The organism is Agrobacterium sp. InxBP2, from assembly GCF_026191755.1.
Lineage (GTDB): Bacteria > Pseudomonadota > Alphaproteobacteria > Rhizobiales > Rhizobiaceae > Agrobacterium > Agrobacterium pusense.
Map to the genome: position 1 here is coordinate 1 of NZ_JAINDY010000035.1, position 1101 is coordinate 1101.

General features: G+C 55.6%; 2 protein-coding genes. Both read right to left on the reverse strand.

The annotated features are described in order from the left end of the window. Positions 1-822 (reverse strand): DUF1236 domain-containing protein (locus K7A42_RS24195; protein ID WP_282456037.1); only part of this gene is annotated, 822 nt, incomplete at its 3' end. Positions 823-854: 32 nt separating this feature from the next. Beyond that, positions 855-1100: a DUF1236 domain-containing protein gene (locus tag K7A42_RS24200; RefSeq protein WP_282456038.1), complete on the reverse strand. Its 246-nt coding sequence runs from the start codon at positions 1098-1100 to the stop codon at positions 855-857. Between the last annotated feature and the right edge of the window lies 1 nt (position 1101).

Consider the following 1101-nt stretch of genomic DNA (forward strand, 5'->3'; position numbering starts at 1 on the left):
CTCGTAGGTCGCAGGATCGATGATGATGATCCGTTCGTCAGCAAGAACGATATATTCGTAATCACGGTACTGCGGAACGATCTGGATCACGCGCGCTGGGAGCTTGTGAAGCCTAACGGTTCTTGGAACCGCGGTTCCAACAGAAATGCTGAATGTCGGGCGGACGGGTTCGACCTTGTTTTCGATAATGACATTTCGGATTTCGGTGCGCTGCTCGGTCGTGACATTGACGTTCACTTGCGAACCGGCCTTCTGCTCTTTTGTCGCCGCAGATGGTGACCCTGAGACATCGCCGTTGGTCGCACCAGCAGTGCCTGTCGTTTCAGTCTTGGTTTTGGACGAACCGGTGGTATCCGTGCTTTTCGTGGTCTCGGCCGCATCCGGGGTCTTGGGAGTCGTCACAGATCCGGACTTCCTGTTTGTTTCGCCGGAATCGGCTCCCGCTTTTGTTTTCCCGGCAGGCTCGCCGGCATCCGTTCCACCTGCATTTTGATGCCCGGCGCCTTTTTTCTGTAACGGCGCTTCGGCGTTCACGGGCGGTTTAGCCTGGCTTTCACTACCAACCGCAGATTTTGTATCCGCCGCCGGCGTCTTTGTCTGCGTCTGTCCGGCTGCGTCCACACGACCGCTGGCGTTTCCGGCCTCGGAATTGCCATTGGTTTCGGTAGCGGTGCCGGGCGTGTTTTGCTTTTTCGGCAGCAGTGCGGGGTTTGTTTCGCTTTTCGTCTGTGAAGAAGCGTCCTGTGCGACAACAATATATGGCGTCAGAGTGGAGCTCGCGATAAGTGCGGCCAGAAGAGTTATTTTTGATGTACGTGACATCTTTTCCTCCCATCAATCGTTCGTGCTTTCGCTTAGTTCATGATCCTGATGACCTTGCGGGTGCCGGGATCGACGATCGCTGTCTTTCCGTTAACGACGACGTAGCTGTAGGTGACATCCGGTGCATCAATCCTGTGAAGCTCCACCGTTTCCGGAAGGGCAGTGCCAACCACGACATCGACATTTGGCACATCCACTGAGGTGACCGTGTGCGCAGTCACGTATTTCTGGATCACAACTTCCTGTTCCGGGCTGATCACGACGGTCTGCGCGTGCAGA